This is a genomic window from Streptomyces sp. NRRL F-525 (assembly GCF_000716605.1).
In the GTDB taxonomy this organism is placed as follows: domain Bacteria; phylum Actinomycetota; class Actinomycetes; order Streptomycetales; family Streptomycetaceae; genus Streptomyces.
The window spans coordinates 290,568-315,684 of record NZ_JNXE01000005.1; the positions used below are offsets into that span (position 1 = coordinate 290,568).

A 25,117-nucleotide genomic window follows, 5' to 3' on the forward strand; every position below is an offset into this window, starting at 1 on the left:
CTCCCCCTGGGTGTGCGGTCATTCGATACAGGTCATTCGGTACGGGTCTCGCGGTACTCCCGCGGCGGTACGCCGTAGGCCGTGCGGAACGCCCGGGTGAAGGCGGAGTGGTCCCGGAACCCCCAGCTGGCGGCGATGCGGTGCACCGGGGTCTCCCGCAGGCGCCGGTCGGCGAGGTCGCGGCGGGCCCCCTCCAGGCGGCCGTGGCGGATCAGCTCGGTGACCGTGGTCCCGCCGGTCCGGAAGAGCCGGTGCAGATAGCTGACGGAGATGTGGTGGGCGGCGGCCACCGTGCGCGGGGTCAGCCCGGGATCGGCCAGGTGCTCCTGGACGTAGGCCTCGATCCGCGCGGGCAGCTCGCACGCGCTGGGTTCGGGCGGCGGGCCGAGGGTGCCGTCGAGGTGGTGGGTGAGGGTGGCCGCCAGCAGGTCCAGGGCGACCGCGCTCAGCCGGGTCTCGTCGGCGGCCGGATAGGCGCACACCTCGGCGGCCATGTCGGCGAGGAAGCGGGTGAGCAGTGCGCCCAGTCCCTCCTGGGCCGGTAACCGGGTCCCGGCCAGCCGGTCGGCGTGGCGGGCCGGGGGCGGCAGCAGCGACCGGGGCACCTGGACCCGCAGCAGGGTGGTCGGCTCCGGGCCCGCGATCCCCAGCCGGAGGGGCAGCGAGCTGTCGTAGAAGGTGAAGTCCTGGCCGCGCAGGAGTGCCTCGCGGCCCTTCTGGGACACCGTGAGGGTGCCCCGTAGGGGGAAGACCACCGCGCACACGGCGGGGTCGCAGCGGCGCGTCCGGCGGATGACGGACGCGGAGGAGGTCAGCTCCAGGATGTGGAGGGGGCCGAGGTCACGGGCGCGGGCCGTGGCCCGGAACCGGTCCGGTGCCGCGCTCGTGACGCGCATCGGGGGCTCGCAGGTGTGCAGGAATGCGTCGAAGGCGGCCAGGCGTTCGGCCGGTGGCAGGTCCTCGCTCCGGAACACCGTTCTGATCACGCGACCCCCGGATCGATCAGCCGTTCATTTCGAACGTTGGATCGTCGAGCGGGCGTTCGGGATGTGTCCTGGAGCGGCTATTTGTAAATGGAGGGCGGCCCGTAACTTCGCGTTCACCTGTTGGCCCCGGCAGGGTTGATATCAGGGCTCGAACATCTCCTACGGTCACAAGAATCCGCCCCGGAGAGAGCCCAGGTGTACGCGTGACCAACCGCCCCCCAACACTGTCCGTGATCGTCCCTTGCTACAACATCGAGGCCTATGTCCCGGAAACGGTGACCAGCCTGATCAACAACGCGCGGGACGAGTTCGAGTTCCTGTTCGTCGAGGACCGCTCGACCAAGGACAAGACCTATGAGGCTCTCCTGGAGCTGACGAAGCGGCTCCCGAACAGCAGGGTCATCCGGCACGAGAAGAACGGCGGTCTGGCCACCGCCCGCAACACCGGCATCGACGAGGCCGAAGGCCGCTACCTCACGTTCCTCGACGGCGACGACTGGCTCGCGCCCGGCTATCTCGCCGACCTGGTCGACGTCATCGAGCGGTTCGACGTCGACTTCGTGCGCACCGACCACGTCACGGTCACCGGCGTCGAGCGCGCCATCCAGCGTTCTCCCGAGGGTCGCCGGCACACCCCGCTCGACCCGCGCAGCTCGATCCTCCCGGTCGACGACACGACGATGGTCGACTACCCGTACGCCTGGGCCGGCGTCTACCACCGCCGCCTCCTCGACCGCGGCCTGCTGCGCTTCCACGACGGCCTGCGCACCGCCGAGGACCGCCCCTGGATCTGGGAACTGCACCGCAAGGCGGAGTCCTACGTCGCCGCCAGCCTGCGCGGGGTCTTCTACCGCCGGGGGCTCGCCGGTTCCCTGACCCAGATCGGCGACGTCCGCCAGCTGGACTTCTTCCGCTCCTTCGACCTGGTCCTCGCCGAACTCGCCGACGACCCGGAAGCTGCGAAACTGAGGAAGAAGGCGCTGCGCAACTACTGCGTCGTCATCGCCCACCAGCTCCTGGACCGGGGCCGCTTCGAGCGCAGCGTGCACGCCAAGCTGCGCCAGATGGCCGCCGAGGCGCTCGGCCGGATGACGGAGACCGAACTCAACGAAGCGCTCGTCGGCATGGGCGAGGAACGCGTGCACACGCTGCGGCGCATCCGCGGTGGCATGAAGGGAGTCGCGGCATGAGCGGCGGCACGACACAGATCTTCTTCTCGGCCACGCAGTACGCCGCCGCGACCGTCACCGCCGCGATCCGGGCCGGCTTCTTCGGCCCGCGCGCGGCCCACCGCCGCATCCTGGTGGTCAGCAACACGGCCGCCGTGCCCGAGGTCGGCACCCCGCTGGACCGGATGCCCGGCTTCGAGAAACTGCGCCCCGAGTTCGACGAGGTCCGCTCGTGGAACGAGTTCATCTCCCCGTTCCACCCGGCCGGTTGGTCCCCGCGCGCCCAGGACGCCGCCTTGTGGGAGAAGGCCGTACGCCTGGCCTGGAACCTCGGCGACGAGGACGTGGAGATCGCCTGCGAGTCCATCCAGGCCAACCCCTCCCGCGCGGTCGCCGACATCTTCGCCGACAGCCCGGTGCACGTGTACGCGGACGGCCTGATGAGCTACGGCCCCACCCGCAACCGCATCCCGCACAACCTGAACAGCCGCATCGCGCGCGTGCTGCACCTCGACCTGATACCCGGGCTGCGGCCGATGCTGCTGTCCGAGTACGGCGTCGAGCCGCAGCCCGTCCCGAACGAGGCGATCGTCGACGTCCTCGCCCAGATCGGCGAGGAGGGCGCCTCGATCCTCGCCGACAAGCTGCCCCAGGAGAACCGGCCCACGGCCGTGATGCTCGGCCAGTACCTCTCCGCCATCGACCTGATCACCCAGGACGAGGAGGAGCAGCTGCACGTCCGCATGCTGCGCGCCGCGGCGAAGGCGGGCCACCAGGACGTCCTGTTCAAGCCCCACCCCAGCGCACCCGCCGTCTACAGCACGTCACTCGAGCAGACCGCCGACCAACTCGGCGTCCGCCTCACGGTGTTGCGCGAGCCGGTCCTCGCGGAGACCGTCTTCGCCTATCTCCGCCCGCAGTTGGTCATCGGCTGCTTCTCCACGGCGTTGATGACGGCCGCCGCGCTCTACGACATCCCCGTCGCCCGCGTCGGCACCGGCCTGCTCCTCGAACGCATCACGCCGTACGAGAACAGCAACCGCATCCCGCTCACCGTCATCGACGCGATCCTGCCGGACGCCGAGAAGGACAAGGTCGGGCAGCCGCTCGAACTGGGCGCCCTGGCCGAGGAGTTGGCGCCGCTGGTGCGGGCCGTCGGCTACTGCATGCAGGCCCTGAAGCACCACGCGATGCGCGACGAGGTGGCGGCCTGGCTCGCCGTCCACCTCGACGAGTACCCGCAGTACTTCAAGAAGCGCCGCCTCACCAGCCTCCGCCTCCCCGGCGGCAGCGCGGTCCGCGCGGAGTCGCTGCGCAGGAACCCGACCGTACGGCGCGTGGTGCGCCGTATCCGGGCCGCGCAGGCCTGAGACGCACACGGCACAAGGAAAGGGCCCCTCGACCGGCACATCGGTCGAGGGGCCCTTTCGGATGCCCGGTGCGGCGGCTACTTGCCGAGCTTCGCCGCCAGCTGCTTCGACTGCAGCGACATCGTGCGCTTCAGCCGTGGCCCGAACGGTTTTTCGACGAAGCGGTGCATCAGATACGCCAGGCACAGCAGCCCCGGCACGGTCAGCGCCAGCGTCTCGTACGGGCCGAGCCCGAAGCCCCGGTGCAGCACGCGGATCGCGAACCAGCCCAGGTGCTCGTGGATCAGATAGAACGGGTACGTCAGCGCGCCGGCCAGCGTCAGCCAGCTCCAGTTCGCCCAGCTCGTCCAGCCCAGCGCCACCGCCGCCACCGCCGCGAAGGCGACGAACACGATCGCCTGGATGACATGCGGGTTGCGGTGGAAGTCGCCGGTCATGCCCGGGTGCCACAGGGCCGTCACCGAGTAGCGCTGACCCAGCAGGAAGGACATCCCCACGATGCCCCACAGCAGCAGGTCGCTGCCGTAGCGGTAGATCAGGTAGAAGGCGAGGCCGCCGATGAAGTACGGCGCGTGGTCGCGCATCGTCAGCTCTGTCGTCAGCGGGTTGTCGGCGACCCGGGCGAAGCAGCCGGCGAACGTCCACAGGATGCAGAAGGTCACCACCCGGCGGTAGGTGACGCCCTTCCAGATCACGAACAGCGCGAAGAACAGGTAGAACCGCATCTCCACCCAGAGCGTCCAGTCCACGCCGATGACGCGGGGCACGCCCAACGGCTGCTGGAGCATGGTGAAGTTGACGAGGAACTCGTCCGAGCGCAGCGGCTTGACGACCACCGGCATCAGCACCGACGCGGTGCCCACCAGGATCAGGGCCACCCAGTACGCCGGGTAGAGGCGGGCGATGCGGGAGCGGAAGAACTCGCCCATCGACTTGCCCCAGCTGCTCATGCAGATCACGAACCCGCTGATGAGGAAGAAGAACTGCACCCCGAGCGAGCCGTAGGTCCCCGCCTCGGACAGGGTCGGGAACATCTTCCCGGGGGACTGGTGCCAGGAGGCGGCCACCTCACCGTTCTTGCCGGTGAAGTGGTACAGGCACACCATCAGCGCGGCCAGCAGCCGCAGTCCGTCCAGGGCGCGCAGCCGGTTCTCCCGGGGCGGGCGGGACGGGGCGACGGGTGGCTGCTCCGGTTCCTGCCCAGGGTCCTGGCCCCTCAGGGTGGGTGCCAGGGCCTGGTCAACCGCGTTCATCCTGGGCCTTTCTAGCCGACGTCGAATGGCTGTTCCGCTGGGGAACGATGTGACGCTACGAACGTTCGACGGATGAGAGGCAATTCACCGGCGACACACAGGGGTCTCCTACATGTCGCCCGGATGAACAATTTGAATGGACGCTAACGTCCGGACAAAGCACGGGCGCGACGCGCGATGCGCCGGACCGTCTGATTCCGCGGAATGAACGACAGTTGTGCCGGTACGGCCCCGGGCAGTGCCAGCGCGGTCAGGCGGCGGCGTTTGAAGTAGCGCCACGTGTGCGGATTGAGGTGGGCCGAGAGGTACCGCTCGGCGTCCGCGCGCAGCCGCGGGTAGATCTTGGGCTGCATCGCGAAGCCGACCGCCTTGAGGAGTCCGGCCAGTTCGTCGACCCGCTCCGGCGACGGCATCCGCCAGTCCGTCACCGCCTTCTTGTCGCCGAGGTCGGGCAGCACGTGGTCCACGATGGTCAGCGGCACCCGGTTGCTGTTCTGGTAGGGCGCGAGCCGGGCCAGCAGGGTGTCCGTGCCGACCCGCGCGACCGGGATGTCGTAGAGACCGGCGGCGGTGAACAGCGCGGTGGAGAAGCAGCCGACGACCAGGGCGGGCCGCATCCGCTGGAAGGCGACCTCGGCGAGCACCGGGCGGTCCAGCAGGGTGAGATGAGCACCCAGCTTCTTCGCCTCGTCCTCCAGGAGGCGCGACCAGCGGGAGGGCGCCACGGGGTGCGGCTTGAACACCAGCTCGCGATGGCCGAGGGCAACGGCGCCGCGCACCATGCGCAGATGCAGCTCCTCCTCCTGCTGGTCGGTGAGGATGCCGAGCGCGGCGAGGTACTGGCCGAGCAGCAGGGCGGGTTGGCCCTTCACGGCGGGCAACTCGCTCTCGGACTCGGCGAGTTCGCCAAGTACCTTGAGGAAGGCTTCGGTTGGGACCAGCTCCGGCGGGACGCCGAACTCGGTGAGCAGCAGCGGGGTGAGGCCCGGGACGAGATCGAGGTGCAGCAGCCGCTCGATGCGGGTGCCGACCAGCGGGTCGATCTTGTCGCGCGTGGGGCCGTAACTTATGAGGCCGTCCGCGTAGACGTCGACCGGGGCGCCGGTGAACAGCTGGCACAGCGCGAGCGACGGATTGACCTGGACGGACTCCACGGCGAGCCGGATCTCGTCGTCGCCGAGCTTCCACAGCAGCCGTACGTACCGCTCCCACATCGGGACGTCGTCGCCCCGCGGGCTCCAACCGCTCGGGTGGAAGGGGGAGATGGTCTCGTTCCACGACAGCACGTCGTCGAAGCGTTCCCGGAGCCGGTCGAAGCCCGGCATGGTGTCCACCGACGGGGTGGTCTCCGGGTTCGCCGCGTTGTTGGTGATCAGCAGCAGCCTGCGGTCGGCCTCGCCGAGGAGCCCGGCGTCCAGCGCGGCGGCCAGGGTCGCGGCGCCGTACAGGGTCGACGCGCACAGGATCTGGGTGGTGCGGGGCATCAGGCGGCCACCGTCCGCGCCGAGGTGGGACGGCGGCGCAGTCGCCGCAGCCGGCTCGCGCGCTGGGGGTCCATCGAGTCCATTACCTCCGCCAGAACATCCTGGGGCATGCGCTTGAGCGCGGCGGAACTCAGTGAACGCAGTTTTCGAGCCACGGCGGGTTCGAACCTCTCGATCGATCCGAGATGATGAGCCATGATCGCGCAATACGTGCGCACCGCTTTTGGCAGCAGTTTATCGGCGTCGCGGTCAGCCGCCGTCTCCTCGATTACCTGGTCGAACGCACGAATGAAATCGAGCTGCCTGACATCCCCGATCTGGGTCAGCGACGAGGCGACCCCCCGCCGGTAGAACACCCCCAGCAGCCCCACCGTGGCGAAGGACTCCGCCTCCCGGTGCAGCTTCCAGATCCACGGCCGGTCCTCGGCCGTGCGCAGCCCGTCGGTGAAGTGCAGCAGGCCCCGGTCGACGAGTCTGCGGTGGTAGATGCCCGCCCAGGCGTAGGCGTAGTCCACGGAGGTGGAGCGGTCGGCGGGCAGGATCGCGTCCCGCGGGTTCATCACCACACCGCGCCGGCCCTGCGGAACCCGGGCGATCGAGCGGGCCTTGGCCGTGCACACCACGTGGTCGGTGCGCACGAAGTCGCAGCCGAGTTCCTCGATGGCGGCCAGCAGGCGCGGGAAGTAGTCCGGGGCGAGCCAGTCGTCGCCGTCCAGGAACGTCAGATACTCGCCACGTGCCTTGTCGATGCCGGTGTTGCGGGCGGTCGCCAGCCCTCCGTTCTTCTGGTGTCTGACATGCACGACGCCTGGCAGCTCCCGCTCCGCGCGCGCGAGAATGTCAGGGGTCTCGTCGGTCGAACAGTCGTCGACGAAGATGAATTCGAAGTCCTCCCGTGTGTTCGCACGCAGGCTCTTCAGGGTGTCGGGCGCGTATTGCTGCACGTTGTAGAACGGCACGATGACGGAGAGCTTGACCACCCGCATGACGTTAGAGGGCGCTCCGGCATCGGTCTTTACCATTGGTTTGATGTCGGGTGAACGCCACGTGGCGAACCTGTGAACCAGGAATTTTTACGGCCCTACCACGCCCTGATTCGCCATTCGGCGGTGTGCTGTTAACCGTTTGTTGCCTTCTGGTTGGGCCGATCAACGGAATGGCTTCCTAGCGTCTTCGGTGTGCCAGCAAGTGCAACGCAGACCCTGCGAGTAGCCGTCCTCGCGGATTCCGACACCCGGTGGAAATGGGGTTCGCTCACCGCGAACCGTATTGCCCCGCCTAATTCGGACATCTCTCTGGACGGGTACCTCCTGCGGGGTCGTGCCACCCCAACAGCCCGCCAGCTGAAGGAAGTCGGCGTCACCGCCGACTCCCTCCGCGAGGTGACCGCCGTCGAGTTCCTGCGCGCCATGGAGAAGGAGCCGTACGACATCCTCGTGCTCTCCCTCGTCGGCGGCGGGGTCCAGGCGATGCTGCACGGTCTGGCCCGCGCCTGGGACGGACGCGCCAAGCGCCCCGTGGTCGTCACCGGCTACGTCGGCGTCGTCTACGAGAAGCTCACCGACGGTCTGCTGCTCCGGCACGGCGCGGACCTCGTCCTCGCCAACTCCCGCCAGGACGCGGACCGTTTCAAGGCGGTCTACGACGGGGTCGGCGCCGACTCCTCGGCGGTCACCGAGGTTGCCCTGCCGTTCCTCGGCGGGGACGCCTACACCGGCGAGCACGACCCGTACACGGTCGTCTTCGCCGTGCAGCCCTCGGTGCCCGACAACCGCCGGGACCGCGACTACCTGCTCAACAGGGCGATCCAGCACGCCCGTTTCCACCCGGGCCGCGAGGTGCTGCTCAAGCTGCGCTCCAAGCCGGGCGAACACACCACGCACATCGAGGAGTTGCCCTACCAGAAGCTGGTCCAGGGCAAGGACCTCCCCGCCAACTTCAGCCTGGTGTACGGGCACATGGGCGACGTGCTCGACCGCACCGACCTCCTGGTGACCATCAGCTCGACGGCCGCCCTGGAGTCCCTGCACCGCCGTATCCCCACCGTCGTGCTGACCGACCTCGGCATCCGCGAGGGGCTCGGCAACCACCACTTCGTCGGCTCCGGGTGCCTCGCCTCCTGGGACCAGCTCGACGCCGGGTACAAGCCGGTGCCGGACGCGGAGTGGGTGGCGCGGCAAGGGGTCATGGCCGACGGATCGTACGAGTCGGCCTTCGACGCGGCCCGGGAGCGGATCACCAAGCTGCTGGCCGGCGACGAGATGGCGCCGCTGACCCCGTACTACACGCCCGAGACCGCCCCCGGCTATCTGCCCGGCATCCTCGCCCGCCACCACCTCGGCCCGGACGGCACCCCGCTGCCCGGCGCCCCCGCCGCGGACAAGGCGCCCGGGCCCGTCCGGCAGATCGTCCGCCGGGCCGCGCGCGGCGCCTACCGCCACGGCGTGCAGCGCGTGGCGCCCGTCATCCGCCGGATGGGGGAGCTGTGACCGCCGAGTCTTCCGCTCAAGGAGTAGAGCCCATGTCCAACTCGCAAGCGGGCCAAGGCGCTTCGATGCGCCGGGTGCTCGCGGTGATCCCCGCGCGCGGCGGCTCCAAGGGCGTCCCCGCCAAGAACCTCGCCCCCGTCGGCGGAGTGCCGCTGGTGGCCCGCGCCGTGCGCGAGTGCCGTGCCTCGCGGCTGGTGACTGACGTGGTCGTCTCCACCGACGACCAGGCCATCGCCGCCGCCGCCCGCCAGGCCGGCGCCGAGGTCGTGCTGCGGCCCGCCGCCATCGCCGGTGACACGGCGACCTCCGAGGCCGCCGTCCTGCACGCCATGGACGCCCATGAGGCGCTGCACGGCTCCGCGGTCGACGTCGTCCTCCTCGTCCAGTGCACCAGCCCCTTCATCGTCCGCGAGGACGTCGACGGCATCGTCAACGCGATCGTCGCGAACGGCGCCGACACCGCGCACACCGTCGCCCCCTTCCACGGCTTCGTGTGGCGCGACGCCGACGACGAGGCCACGGCGGTCGTCGAACCCGCCCGCAGCGAAGAGGTCGGGGGCGCCACGAAGGTCGCCAACTCGACGGTGGCCAGCGGCGGTTACGGCGTCAACCACGACAAGTCGTTCCGCCCGCGCCGCCAGGACCGCCCCCAGGACTTCCTGGAGACCGGCGCCGTCTACGGCATGGACGCGGCCGGCTTCCGCAAGGTCGGCCACCGCTTCTTCGGTCGCACGGAACTCGTCCGGACCGACCCCGCAAGGGTGTTGGAGATCGACGATCCCCACGAGCTGGCCAGGGCACGGGCGTTGGCCCCGCTCTTCGACGCGGACCGCCCCGGCTCGCTCCCGACCGCCGACGACATCGACGCGGTCGTACTCGACTTCGACGGCACCCAGACCGACGACAGGGTGCTGATCGATTCCGACGGACGGGAGTTCGTCTCCGTGCACCGCGGAGACGGGCTCGGCATCGCCGCGCTGCGCAAGAGCGGCCTGAAGATGCTGATCCTGTCCTCGGAGCAGAACCCGGTCGTCGCCGCCCGGGCCCGGAAGCTCCAACTCCCGGTCCTGCACGGCATCGACCGGAAGGACCTCGCACTCAAGCAGTGGTGCGAGGAGCAGGGCATCGCGCCGGAGCGCGTGCTCTACGTCGGCAACGACGTCAACGACCTCCCGTGCTTCGCCCTCGTGGGCTGGCCCGTGGCGGTCGGGAGCGCCCACGACGTCGTACGCGGCGCCGCACGCGCGGTCACCACCGTGGCCGGTGGCGACGGCGCTGTCCGAGAGATCGCCAGCTGGATCCTCGGCCCCTCTCTCGATTCCCTCACCAAGTAAGGAAACCCGCTGTCATGAGCATCAACTCCCGTCTGCGCCAGTTCGGTTCGAAGACTGCAGGCCCCGGCCAGCCCGTGTACGTCGTCGGCGAGATCGGCATCAACCACAACGGTGAGCTGGAGAACGCCTTCAAGCTGATCGACGCCGCCGCCGAGGCCGGCTGCGACGCCGTCAAGTTCCAGAAGCGCACCCCGGAGATCTGCACCCCGCGCGACCAGTGGGACATCGAGCGCGACACTCCCTGGGGCCGCATGACCTACATCGACTACCGCCACCGTGTGGAGTTCGGTGAGGACGAGTACCGCCAGATCGACGAGTACGCCAAGTCGAAGAACATCGACTGGTTCGCCTCCCCGTGGGACACCGAGGCCGTCGCCTTCCTGGAGAAGTTCGACGTGCCCGCCCACAAGGTGGCCTCCGCGTCCCTGACGGACGACGAGCTGCTCCGCTCCCTCCGCGCCACGGGCCGTACGATCATCCTCTCCACCGGCATGTCGACCCCGAAGCAGATCCGCCACGCGGTGGAGGTCCTCGGTTCGGACAACATCCTGATGTGCCACGCCACTTCGACCTACCCGGCGGTGGCCGAGGAGCTCAACCTCCGCGTCATCAACACCCTCCAGGCCGAGTACCCGAACGTCCCGATCGGCTACTCCGGTCACGAGACGGGCCTGCAGACCACCCTCGCCGCGGTCGCGCTCGGCGCCACCTTCGTCGAGCGTCACATCACCCTCGACCGCGCCATGTGGGGCTCGGACCAGGCCGCGTCGGTCGAGCCGCAGGGCCTGACCCGCCTCGTCCGCGACATCCGCACCATCGAGGCCTCCCTCGGCGACGGCGTCAAGAAGGTCTACGAGTCGGAGCTCGGCCCGATGAAGAAGCTGCGCCGCGTCAACGGCGTGGTGGCCGAGGCGGAGATCGCCGCGGCCGCGGGCGAGCCGGTCTCGGTCTGAGTCTGAGCCATTAAGCGCCACTTACGGTCACGGGACGGTCGTACGACAATGAGCCCCCACGCCGGCGATGCCGGCCTCACCCCCCACACTCTCGCGTTCGTGGAGAGTCCGGTACAGCTTCTGAACGTGCTGGAGTGGGCGCACCTCCGTGCGCCCAGGGCCGAGGCGGCACCCGGCGAGGGGCTCACCCTCGTGGTCCTGTCGCCGACCGACCCGATGACCCGCGGCCAGCTGCGCCGCATGGCCGACCTCGCCCGCGACGAGGGCCACACCGTGCGCTGGGAGGAGGCGCGGGGCGGACCTGCGGCCCCCTTTCAGACGATCGGCGGCCTCACCCGGCTCCTCCGCAAGGCGGACCGGATCGTGATGGGCGACCCGTTCTCCCGGTATGTGCAGTTGTTGCTGACGATCACCAAGGCCCGCGAGCTGGTGGTGGTCGACGACGGCACCGCGACGATGGAGTTCGTCGCCCAACTCGCCAGCGGCGAACGCCTGGTGCGCTGGCACCGCAAGGGCGGCCGCCCCGGCCCCCGCGACCTGATCTTCGCCCCGGTCTCCTCGGCGGCCCGGCGCCGTCTGACCCCGAGCGCCCGCCGCACGGTGGAGGTCTTCTCGTCGATGCCGATCGAGACGACCCCCGAGGGCGTCACGATCACCCCGAACGAATTCGCCTGGACCCGCGCCACGTTCGGCCCGCCGCGCATCACCAAGGGCGCGGACATGGTCGGAACGTCCCTGGTGGAAACGGGAGTTGTCGACAACGACCGCTACCTGGAAGCGGTGGCCACCCTCGCCAAGACCCACGGCGCGACCCGCTACTTCGCCCACCGCCGCGAAAGCACGGAGAAACTCCACCGGTTGGCGGTGGAGACAGGCCTGGAGATCGTCCGCCCGGACCTCCCCCTGGAACTGATCGCCCGCCGCGGCCCCATCGGCCGCACGATCCTGAGCTTCCCGTCGACGGTGGTGCATACGTTGCCGCTGGCGCTGGTGGGCACGGAGGTGCGGGTCGCGGTGTGCGACATCGACCCCGCGTGGCTGACGGAGAACGCGTCGCCCCGGGCGCAGGGGTTTTTGTCGGGGGTCACGGGGACGGCTCGGGATGTGCACCGGCTGTCGGCGGTGACGGCCGCGTAGCGCGGTCCGGACGGGGGCGTCCTGTCACCCTCAAGGCGTGCAACCACAACCAGGAATCGCGCCTACGACCCCGCCCACCGCCGGCACCCTCTTCGCCGCCCTGTACGGCGAACTGACCCCGCACGCCTGGCACGACCCCGAGCACGACGCTTATCAGCTCTTCTACCAGCGGTCGCTCGCGATGGGCTGGCTGGACGAGCGGACAGCGGGCGGTCCCGGGCTGTGGGCCATGAACGACGCGGGGTCCAGTCCTCCGCAGGCCGCGCCCGGTACGGGACGGATCTCCTGGTTCCAGGTCGAGGCCGGTCCCGTGACAGCCGAACGGCCGCTCCCCGTACAGCAGTTCCTCCGCTGCGCCCAGGACGTGACGGCGCGGATCGGCACGGTGCGGCTCTCCGCGGTGCGGGTGCTGCTGCCGGTGCGGGGGATCGATCCGGCGGCGCGGCCGGCCTACGCGGCCGTACCGTCGATGCTGACCGTCGCCTGGTTCGGTGAGCGCGATCCGGCGGCCAGGACCCCGGTGGACGTCCGGATCGGCAGTGGCCGGGATCCGTTGATCCCGGCCGTCGCTCGTCAACTCGTCCTGGACCTGCGGGACTTGGAGCAGGACGTGTTCATGTGCGGGGACTACGAGGTCACCGTGCACGGCATGACACTGCGCGGTGAACTCGCCGAGTGGTCCTGCGACGCGGTCGGCTGGCTGGCCGCTACCGTCGCCGACTGTGCCGCGCGGCTCGGGGTGCGTTCACCGCTGCCGCTCACCGTCACGGCTCAGTCGGCCGCCGGGGGCTTGTAGGCCAGGATGAAGACCCGCGGCCGCTTCTCCTCGCCCTGGGGCTTGCGGAGGACCTCGGCGTACAGGGGCAGGCCCGCCTGCTTGAGGAACGAGGCGACCGCGGCCGGAGTGCGGAAGTAGTAGTCCAGCGAGATGTCCTGGCCGTAGCGCTCCGACAGGTGCAGGTGTTCGTCCTCGGCGCCCTGGAAACCGAGCAGGACGTGGCCGCCCGGCCGCAGAGCCCGGTGGAACTCCGCGAAGACGCCGGGCAGTTCGGCGTCCGGGATGTGGATCGTCGAGTAGAGCGCCACGACACCGCCGAGCGTTCCGTCCGGTACGTCCAGAGACGTCATCGAGCCCACCTCGAACCGGAGTTGGGGATGCGCCTCGCGGGCCAGCGCCACCATGCGAGGCGAGATGTCGATGCCGAAGGCCGGGAGGCCGAGGGCGTTCAGCCGCGCCGTCACGTATCCGGGGCCGCTGCCCACGTCGGCCACCGGCGCCTCGCCCGCCGTACGGACCAGGTCGGCGAAGGCGGTCAGCAGTGAGCGGTCGAGGGGGCTCTCGACGAGACTGTCGGGATGCTCGGCGCCGTACGCGGGCGCGATCGCGTCGTAGGAGGAGCGGGTGGCCTCTATGAAGTCCGCGGTCGGAGCCGCGTTCGAGTCGGTCACGTCGGCGGACCCTACCAAGGGACACGGTGGGTAACCATGTCCGTGATACGGACGGGACGCGCCGTGCCGGGGTGAGCCGTGGTATCCCAGAAGGAGCAGGGAGTTTACCCATCTCCGTGAGCGGCTATGCGGTCGGCGGTCAGATTTTCTTCGACTAACGGGTTGAACTTTTGTTGATCGAGGGTCAGTTGACCACCCGGGCGCCCTACCCTTCAGAGGGTGAAGCAATTGATGTCACCAGAGTCCGAGGCAGCGTCCGAGGCCGAGCCCGTCGGGAATGTGCTTCCGGGCACCCTGTCGGAGACCTTGCGTGCCGAACTCGTCGCGTTCCGGCGGGACTTGCACATGCACCCCGAGCTGGGCAACCAGGAGTTCCGGACCACCGCGGCGATCAAGGCGCGGCTGGAGCTGGCCGGTCTCGAACCCCGGGTCCTCGCCATGGGGACCGGGCTCGTCTGTGACATCGGACCCCGCGACACCGCCGTACCGATGCTCGCGCTGCGCGCCGACATCGACGCCCTGCCCATCCCGGACACGAAGAGTGAGTGCTCGTACCGCTCCACCGTGCCCGACCGCGCCCACGCCTGCGGCCACGACGTGCACACCACCGTCGTCCTCGGCGCCGGCCTCGTGCTCGCCCGGCTGCACGAACAGGGACTCCTGCCGCGTGCCGTACGGCTGCTCTTCCAGCCCGCCGAGGAGGTCCTGCCCGGCGGTGCCGCCGACGCCATCGAGTGCGGGGTGCTCGACGGGGTCGGCCGGATCATCGCCGTGCACTGCGACCCCAAGGTCGACAGCGGGCGGATCGGGCTGCGCATCGGCCCCATCACCTCCGCCTGCGACCGGCTGGAGGTCTCCCTGGACGGCCCCGGCGGCCACACCGCCCGGCCGCACCTCACCACCGACCTGGTGACCGCCGCCGCCCGCGTCGCCACCGACGTGCCCGCCGTCGTCGCCCGAAGGATGGACGCGAGGAGTGGGGTGTCGGTGACCTGGGGCCGGATCGAGTCCGGCCACGCGCCCAACGTCATCCCGCAGCACGCCGAGCTGTCGGGCACCGTCCGGTGTCTCGATCTCGACGCCTGGCGGCAGGCGCCCGACATCGTGCACGCGGCGATCGACGAGGTCGCCGGGCTGCACCGGGCCAAGTCCGCGATCACCTACGTGCGCGGGGTGCCGCCCGTCGTCAACGACGCGCTCGTCACCGAGCTGCTGCGGGACGCGATGACCGCGCGCCGCGGTCCCCTCTCCGTCGAGGACACCGAACAGAGCCTGGGCGGCGAGGACTTCTCCTGGTACCTGGAGCACGTGCCCGGCGCCATGGCCCGGCTCGGCGTCCGCACCCCGGGGGAGCGGACCGTACGGGATCTCCACCAGGGCGACTTCGACGCGGACGAGTCCGCGATCACGGTCGGCGTGGAGCTGTTCACCGCGGCCGCGCTGATCGACGGCGCGATCTGAGCACGAGGGGGGCGCAGGAGTGCCCGTTCGGTACCCCTACGTCCCCTTGTGTCACCCGGGTGTAACCATCGGCGCGTGAACGTAACGCGGCGGCGGCACGATCCGGTAACGGCACGGAGAAACACCGTTCCCCTCCTCGTCTACGCGCGTTACTGTGCGCGGAAATCGCCACAGAGGCGGCGGCTTGGGGAAGCGGTCCGGTGACGGTGCCGTGAGGACGAAGGAGTGCTTGCTGTGCGTCAGACAACTCGGAGGACGAAGTTCTCCCAAGCAGCGGTGGCCGTCACGGTCATCGCCCTCGCGGCGACCGCCTGCGGTAGCTCCAGCAAGGACGCCGACAAGGCGAGCGACAGCTCGTCGTCCTCGTCCGGCAAGTACACCGGCAAGGGCATCGGCCTCGCCTACGACGTCGGCGGCAAGGGCGACCAGTCCTTCAACGACGCCGCGTACGCCGGTTTCCAGAAGGCCGAGAAGGAGTTCAACCTCACCGGCCGCGACATCGAGCCGCAGGACAACGAGTCCGACGCGGACAAGGTGCAGCGCCTGGAGAGCCTGGCCACGGCCGGCTACAACCCGGTGATCGGTGTCGGCTTCGCCTACGCGCCGGCCGTCAAGGAGGCCGCGGCGAAGTTCCCGAACATCACGTTCGGCATCATCGACGACGAGCAGGACAAGGCCGCCAACGTGGCCGACCTCGTCTTCCACGAGGAGCAGTCCTCGTACCTGGCGGGCGTCGCCGCGGCCAAGGCCACCAAGAAGAACCACATCGGGTTCATCGGCGGCGTGGACGTCCCCCTCATCCACAAGTTTGAGGCCGGTTTCGACCAGGGCGCCAAGTCCGTCAACCCGAGCATCAAGATCGAGTCGCAGTACCTGACGCAGACCGCGGCCCAGGGCGGCTTCTCCAGCCCCGACAAGGGCAAGGACGCGGCGAGCGGCCAGATCGACGCGGGCGCGGACGTCCTGTACGCCGCCGCCGGTCTCTCCGGCCAGGGCGTCATCTCCGAGGCCTCCGCCAAGGGCGTGTGGGCCATCGGCGTGGACTCCGACCAGTACAACCAGAAGGCGCTCGCCAAGTACAAGGACGCCATCCTCGGCTCGGCGCTCAAGAACGTCGGCGGCGCCGTGTACGACCTGGTGAAGTCCGTGTACGAGGGCAAGCCCAAGACCGGCGTGATCCGCTACGGCCTCGACAACGACGGCGTCGGCTTCGCGGACTCCAACCCGAAGTACAAGGCCATGACCGCCGCCGTGGCGGCCGTGGACAAGGCCAAGCAGGACATCATCGACGGCAAGGTCACCGTCAACACGAAGTAGTAATACCCCGTAGGACTACGCCCTCCGGGCATCGTTGCAGCCTGTACGCCCCTTGCCTCCCGCAAGGGGCGTACCGGTGTCCGTAGTCTGTCGGGCATCTGTGGCCACAGCTCTATAACGGACCGGACAGATGGGGTTTTCCGTCTGGTCTACGCGCGTTACGCTGCGGCGGAACCAGCGCCTGGTTTGGGCGCTTGCACGAAGGAGTCTCGTTCCATGCGCCGGGTGTCCCGAATCGCGGTTGCAGGCGTTGCAACCGCAGCTCTTGCAGTAACCGTCTCCGCCTGCGGCAGCTCGTCCAGCGAGTCCAGCTCCAGCAGCAGCAGCTCCGGCACGTCCAAGGGTATTGGTCTTGCCTACGACGTCGGCGGCAAGGGTGACCAGTCCTTCAACGACGCCGCCTACGCGGGTCTCGTGAAGGCCGAGAAGGACTTCGGCGTCAGCGGCCGCGACGTCGAGCCGCAGGACAACGAGTCCGACGCGGACAAGACGCAGCGCCTGGAGACCCTCGCCAGGTCCGGCTACAACCCGGTGATCGGTGTCGGCTTCGCCTACGCCCCCGCCGTCAAGGAAGCCGCCGCGAAGTTCCCGAAGATCACCTTCGGCATCATCGACGACAACACCATCACGGCCGCCAACGTCGCCGACATGGTCTTCCACGAGGAGCAGTCCTCGTACCTGGCCGGCGTCACCGCCGCGCTCACCACGAAGTCGAACACCGTCGGCTTCATCGGCGGCGTGGACGTCCCGCTGATCCACAAGTTCGAGGCGGGCTTCGAGCAGGGCGTCAAGGACACCAAGAAGGGCGTCACGGTCAAGGCGCAGTACCTGACCCAGACCGCCGCGCAGGGTGGCTTCTCCAGCCCCGACAAGGGTGAGGCCGCCGCCGACGGTCAGATCGAGGCCGGCGCGGACGTCGTCTACGCGGCCGCCGGTCTCTCCGGCCAGGGCGTCATCAAGTCCGCCGCCGCGCACAAGGTGTGGGCGATCGGTGTCGACTCCGACCAGTACAACCAGGCCGCGCTGGCCAAGTACAAGCCGTACATCCTCACCTCGGCGCTGAAGAACGTCGCGGGCGCGGTCTACGACCTCTCCAAGTCCGTCATCAAGGACAAGAAGCCGCTGAGCGGCGAGATCCGCGGCTCGCTGAGCAACGGCGCGGTCGGCCTGGCCGACTCGAACCCGACCTTCAAGAACAACGCCACCCTCCAGGCCGCCCTCGCGAAGGCCGAGGCGGGCATCAAGGACGGCTCGATCAAGGTCAAGACCTCCTGAACCGTTGGTTCTAGGCCAGTCACGACCATGGCCAAAAGAGCGCTGTAATGACAGCGTTACGGCCACGGAACGGGGTGTGGGGAGGATGTCTGCCCAGGCGCCCCTGCCGTCGATCTCCCGCCTGCCGCGCGACGCCTGGCACGCACGCTCGCCGCGTTGCCGAAACGCCCACGTGGCTCCGCCACGAGGACGCTTCGGCGCCTTGCGATCGCACGCACCAGACGCCGCGCGGCCCGCCCTCCGGGCGGACGACGGGAGATCGACGGCAGGGACGCACCCCGTTCGCGCGGCAGAATGCTCGGAACGGATCGGATGCCAGACAGAAGACGATCAGGTCCGGGCACTATTTAAAGCAGGGGCGCTACGCGCGTAGAGAGGCCCCTTTCCACGAGGAGAGTTCGCCATCGACGCGTCCAGCAACCCTCCACTCGGCGATCAGTCGACGATCGCGGTCGAGCTGGTGGGGATCACCAAGCGGTTCCCGGGTGTCGTCGCCAACAGCGACATCCGCTTCAGTGTCCGAAAAGGCACCGTGCACGCCCTCGTCGGCGAGAACGGCGCCGGCAAGTCGACCCTGATGAAGATCCTCTACGGCATGCAGAAGCCGGACGAGGGCACCATCGCCGTCGACGGCGAGCTCGTCACCTTCTCGTCCCCCGCCGACGCCATCGCCCGCGGCATCGGCATGGTCCACCAGCACTTCATGCTCGCCGACAACCTCACCGTCCTGGAGAACGTCGTCCTGGGCAGCGAGAAGCTGCACGGCATCGGCGGCGGCGCCCGCAAGAAGATCAAGGAGATCTCCGACCGCTACGGCCTGAACGTCCGCCCGGACGTCCTCGTCGAGAACCTCGGTGTCGCCGAGCGCCAGCGCGTCGAGATCCTCAAGGTCCTCTACCGCGGCGCCCGCACCCTGATCCTGGACGAGCCCACCGCCGTCCTGGTCCCGCAGGAGGTCGACGCCCTCTTCAGCAACCTGCGCGAGCTGAAGTCCGAGGGCCTCGCGGTCATCTTCATCTCCCACAAGCTCGGCGAGGTGCTGTCCGTAGCCGACGAGATCACGGTCATCCGGCGCGGCACGACCGTCGGCACGGCCGTCCCCTCCGCGACGACCCCCCGCCAGCTCGCCGAGATGATGGTCGGCAGCGAACTCCCCACCCCCGAGACGGCGGAGTCCACGGTCACCGACACCCCGGTCATCGAGGTCGAGGGCCTCACCGTCTACGCGGCGGGCGGCGCCTCCCTGGGCGCCGAGTCCGAGCCCGCGGCCGGCGGACTGCTCGGCGACCTCGCCACCCCCGGCGGCACCGCCAAGCGCGTCCTGGACGACGTCACCTTCACCATCCACGCCGGTGAGGTCATGGGCATCGCCGGCGTCGAGGGCAACGGCCAGACCGAGCTGATCGACGCGCTGATCGGCCTGAAGAACGCCGACTCCGGCACCATCGGCTTCCTCGGCGACGACATCACGCCGTGGGCCACCCGCAAGCGCCGCGAGAAGGGCATCGGCTACATCCCCGAGGACCGCCACCGCCACGGCCTCCTCCTGGAAGCCCCGCTCTGGGAGAACCGCATCCTCGGCCACGTCACCGAGAAGCCCAACTCCAAGGGCGTCTGGCTCGACATCAAGGGCGCCCAGGCCGACACCCGCCGGATCGTCGAGGAGTACGACGTCCGCACCCCCGGCATCGACGTCACCGCCGCCTCCCTCTCCGGCGGCAACCAGCAGAAACTGATCGTCGGCCGCGAGATGAGCCACAAGCCGAAGTTCCTGATCGCCGCCCACCCCACCCGCGGTGTGGACGTCGGCGCGCAGGCCGCGATCTGGGACCAGATCCGCGAGGCCCGCCGCGAGGGCCTGGCCGTGCTGCTCATCTCCGCCGACCTGGACGAGCTGATCGGCCTGTCGGACACCCTGCGCGTGATCTACGACGGCAGGCTGGTCGCCGACGCCGACCCGGCCACCGTCACCCCCGAGGAACTCGGCTCGGCCATGACCGGCGCCGCCTCCGGTCACCTCGAACACGTCGAGGAAGAAGCGGACGGCGCGGAGAGCACCGTAGAAAACGGCGCGGACAGCACCGTAGAAGACGCGGACGACACCGCCGCCCCGGAGGACGAGGCCCGATGAAGAAGTTCGACAAGGAGCGCGTGCTCCTCGCCGTGGCCGGACCGGTCATGGCGCTGGTCGCCGCGATCCTGCTGACCTCGGTCGTGCTGCTCGCCTCGGGCAAGAACCCGATCGAGCCGTACAACCTGATGCTCCAGCAGATCGGGTACTCCGACGTCCAGGTGCTGATCATCAACCAGGCGTCGATGTACTACATCGCCGCCCTGGCGGTCGCCCTCGGCTTCCGGATGAACCTGTTCAACATCGGCGTCGACGGCCAGTACCGCCTCGGCGCCGTGATGACCGCGGTCGTCGGCGCGCACGTGGGCCTGCCGGCCGTGCTCCAGGTGCCGCTGCTGCTCCTGGTCGCGATCCTCACCGGCGCCTTCTGGGCCGGGATCGCGGGTGTCCTCAAGGTCACCCGCGGGGTCAGCGAGGTCGTCGCGACGATCATGCTGAACGCGATCGCCACCAGCCTGATCCTCTACCTCACGCAGACCAACACGTGGGGCGTGCAGGTCGGCAACAACATGACGACCGGCATCATGAAGAAGTCCGGCTGGATCCCGGGCATCGACCTGGGCTCGGACGTCGGCGAGATCTACGGCCTGGTCTTCCTCGCCGTGATCATGGGCGTCCTGTACTGGCTCGTCCTCAACCGCACCCGCTTCGGCTTCGACCTGCGCGCCACCGGCGAGTCCGAGTCGGCCGCCGCGGCCTCCGGCGTCGACGCCAAGCGCATGACCCTCACCGCGATGCTGATCTCCGGCGGTGTCGCGGGCCTCGCCGGTCTGCCGCTGCTGCTCGGCGACAGCCACACCTACAGCCTCACCTTCCCCGAGGGCCTGGGCTTCACCGCCATCGGCATCGCCCTCCTCGGCCGCAACAACCCGGGCGGCATCGCCCTCGCGGCCCTCCTGTGGGCCTTCCTCGACAAGGCGTCCCCCGCCCTGGACTACGCGACCCCGGTCGCGTACCAGAAGGAGATCGCCACGATCATGCAGGGCCTGATCGTCTTCGCGGTCGTCATCTCGTACGAGGTCGTCCGCACCTGGGGCCTGCGCCGCCAGCAGAAGCGCGTCGGCGAGGAACTCGCCGCGGCCGCCCGCAACAACTCCGAGAAGAAGGAGGTGGCGGCCCGATGAGTACCGCGACCATCGCCAAGCCGCAGGCGCAGCAGCCCGGCAAGGGCGGCCGCCGTTTCTCGCTCCCCGTGCTCCTGCTGATCATCGCGGGCGCCCTGATCCTCACCTCGCTGGTCCGCGTGATCACCGGCGCGGACGGCATCACGTCCACCGGCCAGATGTCCACGGCCCTGCGCGCGGCGGTGCCGATCGGCCTCGCCGGTCTCGGCGGCCTCTGGGCCGAGCGCGCGGGCGTCGTCAACATCGGCCTCGAAGGCATGATGATCCTCGGCACCTGGTTCGGCGCCTGGGCGGGTTACCAGTGGGGCCCGTGGGTCGGCATCGTCTTCGGCATCATCGGCGGCTGCCTCGGCGCGCTGCTGCACGCGATCGCCACGGTGACGTTCAACGTCAACCACATCGTCTCCGGTGTCGCCATCAACATCCTGGCGCTCGGCACCACCCGCTATCTGTCGAAGTTCACCTTCGCCAACACCGAGCAGGGCTCCGCCAAGCAGTCCCCGCCGATCGACTCGCTCGGCACCTTCGACATCCCGGGCCTGTCCACCTGGCTGGACAAGCTCAACGAGAAGCACTGGTTCCTGCTCTCGGACATCGCGGGCCTGATCGGCGGTCTGATCACCGACCTCTCCCCGCTCACGGTCATCGCGGTGGCCCTCGTCCCCGTCACCTGGTGGGTCCTGTGGCGCACGGCCTTCGGCCTGCGCCTGCGCTCCTGCGGTGAGAACCCGGTGGCCGCCGAGTCGTTGGGCGTCAACGTCTACAAGTACAAGTACATCGCCGTGATCATCTCCGGCGGCTTCGCCGGTCTCGGCGGCGCCTTCCTGTCGATCGTCGCGTCCAACGTCTACCTCGACGGCCAGACCGGCGGCCGCGGCTACATCGGCCTCGCCTCGATGATCTTCGGCAACTGGATGCCGGGCGGACTCGCCCTGGGCGCGGGCCTGTTCGGCTACACCGACAGCCTCAACCTGCGCGGCGGTTCCACCAACGTGCACGCCCTGATCCTGCTGATCGGCTTCCTGCTGGTCGCGGGCGTCGCCTACCTGGTCTGGAAGAAGCGGTACGTCCCGGCCGGCATCACCGCCGTCGTCGCGGCCCTGATGTTCGTCTGGTACGCCACCACGGACGACGTCCCGACCCAACTCGTCGGCGCCAGCCCCTACATCGTCACCCTGCTGGTGCTCTCGCTCTCCGCGCAGCACCTGCGGATGCCGAAGGCGGACGGCCTGCCGTACCGGAAGGGACAGGGCAAGTGACCTCGCCCGCCGCCGAGTTGGCCGTCGACTGGGACGAACTGCGCGCCGAGGCGCGGGAGGCGATGTCCCACGCGTACGCGCCGTACTCGGGCTATCCCGTAGGGGTCGCCGCCCGGGTCGACGACGGCCGCACGGTCTCCGGCTGCAACGTGGAGAACGCGTCCTACGGCCTCGGCCTGTGCGCCGAGTGCGGGCTGGTCTCCAACCTCCAGCGCACCGGCGGCGGCCGCCTGACCCACTTCACGTGCGTCGACGGCAAGGGCGACATCCTCGTCCCGTGCGGCCGCTGCCGCCAGCTGCTGTACGAGTTCGGCGGCCCCGGTCTGCTGGTGGAGACACCGGCGGGCATCCTGCCGCTCTCGGAGATGCTCCCGCAGGCCTTCGGGCCGGACCATCTCACCAGGTAACTCCCGTACGGCCCCGCCGAGTCGGTCCATCCCCCTCGGCGGGGCCGCACATTTTCTGAACGTTCGGAAGGAAAGCCAAGCCATGGCGCAAGTCTCGATGGACGCCATCTCCGTCATCCGCACCAAGCGGGACCGCGGCGAGTTGAGCGACGAGCAGATCGACTGGGTCATCGACGCGTACACCCGCGGGGACGTGGCCGACTACCAGATGGCCGCCCTCAACATGGCGATCCTCCTCAACGGCATGAACCGCCGCGAGATCGCCACCTGGACCGCCGCGATGATCGCCTCCGGCGAGCGCATGGACTTCTCGTCCCTGTCCCGCCCGACGGCCGACAAGCACTCGACGGGCGGCGTCGGCGACAAGATCACGCTCCCCCTGGCCCCGCTGGTCGCGGCCTGCGGCGCGGCCGTCCCCCAGCTCTCCGGCCGGGGCCTCGGCCACACCGGCGGCACCCTCGACAAGCTGGAGTCCATCCCCGGCTGGCGCGCGCTGCTCTCGAACGAGGAGATGCTGTCCGTACTGGACACGACCGGCGCGGTGATCTGCGCGGCGGGCGACGGCCTGGCCCCCGCGGACAAGAAGCTGTACGCGCTGCGTGACGTGACGGGGACAGTGGAGGCAATCCCGCTGATCGCCTCCTCGATCATGTCGAAGAAGATCGCCGAGGGCACGGGCTCCCTGGTCCTGGACGTGAAGGTCGGCACGGGCGCGTTCATGAAGACGATCGAGGACGCGCGTGAACTGGCGTCCACGATGGTGGGGTTGGGCACGGACCACGGCGTGAAGACGGTGGCCCTGCTGACGGACATGTCGACCCCGCTGGGCCTGACGGCGGGCAACGCGCTGGAGGTCCGGGAGTCGGTGGAGGTCCTGGCAGGCGGAGGCCCCTCGGACGTCGTAGAACTGACGATCGCGTTGGCCCGGGAGATGCTCGACGCGGCTGGAGTGAAGGACGCCGACCCGGCGAAGGCCCTGGCCGACGGTTCCGCGATGGACGTCTGGCGCCGGATGATCGCGGCCCAGGGCGGCGACCCGGACGCGGAGCTGCCGGTGGCGCGCGAACAGCACGTGGTGACGGCGTCGACGTCCGGCATCCTCACCCGCCTCGACGCCTACGACATCGGCATCGCGGCCTGGCGCCTCGGCGCGGGCCGCGCCCGCAAGGAGGACCCGGTCCAGGCAGGCGCGGGCGTGGAGATGCACGCCAAGCCGGGCGACACGGTGACCGCGGGCCAGCCCTTGCTGACCCTGCACACGGACACGCCGGAGCGCTTCGAGTACGCCCTGGAGGCGGTGCAGGGGTCGTACGACATCGGCGCGGAGGGGACTAAGTTCACTGCTTCGCCGGTGGTGCTGGAGCGCATCGCCTGATCGGTAGTTGGTAGTTGGTAGTTGGGGGAGGGGCCGGACCTTCGGGTTCCGGCCCCTTTCGCTTTGCCTGAGGACAGCGGGCTGGGCAGGTCAACTCCGGCCCGGCTTGCCCACCTAGGGGCGCGGGGAACTGCGCGACCAGCCACAACGCACCGGCAGACAAACAACGACCGAACCTACCCAAGCAGCGCAGCAATCCCCACCAACACCGGCACCGACAACACCGTGGACAGCAGAATCGAGTCCCGAGCCAACCCCTCACCCACCTGATACCGACTCGCGTACGTGTACAGATTCTGCGCGGCAGGCAACGCCGAGGTCACCACCACGTCGAGCAACCCCGCCCCATGAATCCCGAACACCCCCACAGCCAACACCCACGCAACCACCGGCTGCCCCACCGACTTCAGCGCAACCGACAACAACACCGGCCACCGCTCAACGCCCCGCGCAGGAACCGAACTGCCCCGCAACGAAATCCCGAACCCGATCAACACCGCCGGCACAGCCATGTTCCCGATCAACGTGAGCGGATCCATCACCGGCCCCGGAACATGAACCCCGGCCCCCGCAACCGCGACCCCCGCAAGCGACCCCACCGCGACCGGATTCCGCAGCGGCGTCAGCAGCCGAAGCCACAACGGCCCCTTCTCACCCGCCCCCGACAGATCGAGGACCGTCAACGCGAGCGGGCTCACCACCACGAGCTGGAACAACATCACCGGCGCCACGAGCGAGGCATTGCCCAGGACGTACACCGAGATCGGGATCCCGAGGTTGCCGGAGTTCACGTAACTGGAACAGAGCGCCCCGATCGTCGTACGGCCGACACCCCAGCCCCGTACGACCCCCACCGCCACGAACACCCCCGCCACCGCCGCCGTGCTGAGCACCGTCACCAGCAGCCCGCTGGAGAAGATCACCGACAGGTCGGCCCGCGCGAGGGTCGTGAACAGCAGGGCCGGGGACGCGACATTGAAGGCCAGCTTGGTCAGGACGTCCCGCCCGTGTTCGCCGAGGGACCCGCGCAGCCCGAGCAGATAGCCGACCGCGATGACCACACCGATGACCGCGAACCCGGTCAGAACCCCCTGCACGGCACCCCCTCGGCGGCGATGTCGGCGCGCGCGAGGGCGTCGGGTAT

21 protein-coding genes are annotated in these 25,117 nt (G+C 69.5%); 15 read left to right on the forward strand and 6 right to left on the reverse strand.

The genetic code is table 11. The annotated features are described in order from the left end of the window. Positions 1 to 32: 32 nt before the first annotated feature. Positions 33 to 986, reverse strand: a complete 954-nt coding sequence (locus OO69_RS52930; protein ID WP_033280188.1) for a helix-turn-helix domain-containing protein — start codon at positions 984 to 986, stop codon at positions 33 to 35. 203 nt (positions 987 to 1,189) lie between these two features. Here OO69_RS52930 and OO69_RS10435 point away from each other — a divergent pair, with 203 nt between their 5' ends. Both OO69_RS10435 and OO69_RS10440 read left to right on the forward strand, forming a co-directional pair. Then, complete coding sequence (locus tag OO69_RS10435) at positions 1,190 to 2,176, forward strand: glycosyltransferase family 2 protein (protein WP_033280189.1); 987 nt, start codon at positions 1,190 to 1,192, stop codon at positions 2,174 to 2,176. After that, on the forward strand, positions 2,173 to 3,525 hold the full coding sequence (locus tag OO69_RS10440; RefSeq protein ID WP_033280190.1) for a polysialyltransferase family glycosyltransferase: 1,353 nt from the start codon (positions 2,173 to 2,175) through the stop codon (positions 3,523 to 3,525). The genes OO69_RS10435 and OO69_RS10440 overlap by 4 nt, the downstream gene beginning before the upstream one ends. 77 nt (positions 3,526 to 3,602) lie before the next feature. Here the strand turns inward: OO69_RS10440 and OO69_RS10445 are convergent, their stop codons facing one another. The 3 genes from OO69_RS10445 to OO69_RS10455 all read right to left on the reverse strand — a co-directional run bounded on the left by OO69_RS10445 (position 3,603) and on the right by OO69_RS10455 (position 7,242). Beyond that, on the reverse strand, positions 3,603 to 4,778 hold the full coding sequence (locus OO69_RS10445) for an acyltransferase family protein (RefSeq protein ID WP_199810917.1): 1,176 nt from the start codon (positions 4,776 to 4,778) through the stop codon (positions 3,603 to 3,605). A gap of 143 nt (positions 4,779 to 4,921) precedes the next feature. Beyond that, positions 4,922 to 6,262, reverse strand: a complete 1,341-nt coding sequence (locus tag OO69_RS10450; RefSeq protein ID WP_033280191.1) for a polysialyltransferase family glycosyltransferase — start codon at positions 6,260 to 6,262, stop codon at positions 4,922 to 4,924. Further along, positions 6,262 to 7,242: a glycosyltransferase family 2 protein gene (locus OO69_RS10455; protein WP_033280288.1), complete on the reverse strand. Its 981-nt coding sequence runs from the start codon at positions 7,240 to 7,242 to the stop codon at positions 6,262 to 6,264. The genes OO69_RS10450 and OO69_RS10455 overlap by 1 nt, the downstream gene beginning before the upstream one ends. A 198-nt stretch (positions 7,243 to 7,440) precedes the next feature. Between OO69_RS10455 and OO69_RS10460 the strand changes: the two genes are divergently transcribed. From OO69_RS10460 to OO69_RS10480, 5 genes are read left to right on the forward strand one after another with little or no spacing between them, the layout of a single operon-like run. Next, positions 7,441 to 8,751 (forward strand): DUF6716 putative glycosyltransferase, encoded by a 1,311-nt coding sequence (locus OO69_RS10460; RefSeq protein ID WP_033280192.1) that lies wholly within the window; start codon positions 7,441 to 7,443, stop codon positions 8,749 to 8,751. Positions 8,752 to 8,783: 32 nt separating this feature from the next. After that, positions 8,784 to 10,085, forward strand: coding sequence for an N-acylneuraminate cytidylyltransferase (locus OO69_RS10465; RefSeq protein ID WP_033280193.1), 1,302 nt, complete (start codon positions 8,784 to 8,786; stop codon positions 10,083 to 10,085). A gap of 14 nt (positions 10,086 to 10,099) precedes the next feature. After that, on the forward strand, positions 10,100 to 11,038 hold the full coding sequence (locus tag OO69_RS10470) for an N-acetylneuraminate synthase family protein (RefSeq protein WP_033280194.1): 939 nt from the start codon (positions 10,100 to 10,102) through the stop codon (positions 11,036 to 11,038). A 48-nt stretch (positions 11,039 to 11,086) separates the two neighbouring features. After that, a complete protein-coding gene (locus OO69_RS10475) occupies positions 11,087 to 12,175 on the forward strand; it encodes a hypothetical protein (protein ID WP_033280195.1) in 1,089 nt (362 codons plus the stop codon). 37 nt (positions 12,176 to 12,212) lie between these two features. After that, the gene (locus tag OO69_RS10480; protein ID WP_033280196.1) at positions 12,213 to 12,971 is read left to right on the forward strand and encodes a hypothetical protein; all 759 of its coding nucleotides are present in this window, start codon (positions 12,213 to 12,215) and stop codon (positions 12,969 to 12,971) included. Here the strand turns inward: OO69_RS10480 and OO69_RS10485 are convergent. Then, the gene (locus tag OO69_RS10485; RefSeq protein ID WP_033280197.1) at positions 12,947 to 13,624 is read right to left on the reverse strand and encodes a class I SAM-dependent methyltransferase; all 678 of its coding nucleotides are present in this window, start codon (positions 13,622 to 13,624) and stop codon (positions 12,947 to 12,949) included. The two genes, OO69_RS10480 and OO69_RS10485, sit on opposite strands and share 25 nt — an antisense overlap. A 231-nt stretch (positions 13,625 to 13,855) precedes the next feature. On the opposite strand from OO69_RS10485, the gene OO69_RS10490 reads away from it, so the two are divergent. The 8 genes from OO69_RS10490 to OO69_RS10525 all read left to right on the forward strand — a co-directional run bounded on the left by OO69_RS10490 (position 13,856) and on the right by OO69_RS10525 (position 23,973). Beyond that, entirely contained in the window at positions 13,856 to 15,085 is a 1,230-nt protein-coding gene (locus tag OO69_RS10490) for an amidohydrolase (RefSeq protein ID WP_033280198.1), read from the forward strand. Positions 15,086 to 15,361: 276 nt separating this feature from the next. Continuing rightward, positions 15,362 to 16,402, forward strand: a complete 1,041-nt coding sequence (locus tag OO69_RS10495; protein ID WP_033280199.1) for a BMP family lipoprotein — start codon at positions 15,362 to 15,364, stop codon at positions 16,400 to 16,402. 216 nt (positions 16,403 to 16,618) lie between these two features. Continuing rightward, entirely contained in the window at positions 16,619 to 17,677 is a 1,059-nt protein-coding gene (locus OO69_RS10500) for a BMP family lipoprotein (RefSeq protein ID WP_033280200.1), read from the forward strand. 445 nt (positions 17,678 to 18,122) lie between these two features. Continuing rightward, positions 18,123 to 19,808, forward strand: a complete 1,686-nt coding sequence (locus OO69_RS10505) for an ABC transporter ATP-binding protein (protein WP_033280201.1) — start codon at positions 18,123 to 18,125, stop codon at positions 19,806 to 19,808. Beyond that, on the forward strand, positions 19,805 to 20,932 hold the full coding sequence (locus tag OO69_RS10510) for an ABC transporter permease (protein WP_033280202.1): 1,128 nt from the start codon (positions 19,805 to 19,807) through the stop codon (positions 20,930 to 20,932). The genes OO69_RS10505 and OO69_RS10510 overlap by 4 nt, the downstream gene beginning before the upstream one ends. After that, positions 20,929 to 22,191 carry an ABC transporter permease gene (locus tag OO69_RS10515; RefSeq protein WP_033280203.1) on the forward strand — a complete coding sequence of 421 codons (1,263 nt, stop codon included), beginning with the start codon at positions 20,929 to 20,931 and terminating at the stop codon, positions 22,189 to 22,191. The genes OO69_RS10510 and OO69_RS10515 overlap by 4 nt, the downstream gene beginning before the upstream one ends. Beyond that, the gene (locus OO69_RS10520) at positions 22,188 to 22,598 is read left to right on the forward strand and encodes a cytidine deaminase (RefSeq protein ID WP_033280204.1); all 411 of its coding nucleotides are present in this window, start codon (positions 22,188 to 22,190) and stop codon (positions 22,596 to 22,598) included. Before OO69_RS10515 ends, OO69_RS10520 begins: the two co-directional genes overlap by 4 nt. 97 nt (positions 22,599 to 22,695) lie before the next feature. Further along, positions 22,696 to 23,973, forward strand: coding sequence for a thymidine phosphorylase (locus tag OO69_RS10525; protein WP_033280289.1), 1,278 nt, complete (start codon positions 22,696 to 22,698; stop codon positions 23,971 to 23,973). Positions 23,974 to 24,149: 176 nt separating this feature from the next. On the opposite strand, the gene OO69_RS10530 is transcribed toward OO69_RS10525, so the two are convergent. Next, positions 24,150 to 25,070 (reverse strand): AEC family transporter, encoded by a 921-nt coding sequence (locus OO69_RS10530; protein WP_033280205.1) that lies wholly within the window; start codon positions 25,068 to 25,070, stop codon positions 24,150 to 24,152. Between the last annotated feature and the right edge of the window lie 47 nt (positions 25,071 to 25,117).